We start from the raw sequence: 306 nt of genomic DNA, 5'->3' as shown, positions 1-306 counted from the left end.
GTACACCCGCACAAAGTAGGCCGCGCACAGTGCCGAGGACGCCAGGAAATAGTCGAACGGACTGGGCGCCGACCCACCCCCCTTGTAGCGGATGGGCTGGTCCGTGACTACGGTGAAATCGTCAAACTTGGCTTCAAGTCTGAGGTTGTCGAGAAAATTGACGTTGATTTCCATGAACAAGCTACCCGGATTGGAGAATGTGGCGCGGCGCCGTTTTCAGTGACCGCCATTATCCAGTTTTTGGGTGCGCGTGTCTTGGCCCGTCTTGGCAAGTGCGGGGGATCCCTCAGGCTCCTGCTTCGTCTG

The 306-nt window shown here is 57.8% G+C and carries 1 protein-coding gene; it reads right to left on the bottom strand.

Going from position 1 to position 306, the window contains the following annotated elements; genetic code table 11:
- The coding region (locus E5Q11_RS18225) for an OsmC family protein (RefSeq protein WP_168215681.1) at positions 1–174 on the bottom strand (174 nt) is incomplete at its 3' end.
- Between the last annotated feature and the right edge of the window lie 132 nt (positions 175–306).

The organism is Marinobacter confluentis, assembly GCF_004785685.1.
GTDB classification, from domain to species: Bacteria; Pseudomonadota; Gammaproteobacteria; order Pseudomonadales; family Oleiphilaceae; genus Marinobacter; species Marinobacter confluentis.
The sequence above is the reverse complement of the archived record's forward strand: the minus strand, read 5'-3'. Positions and strand labels throughout refer to the sequence as shown.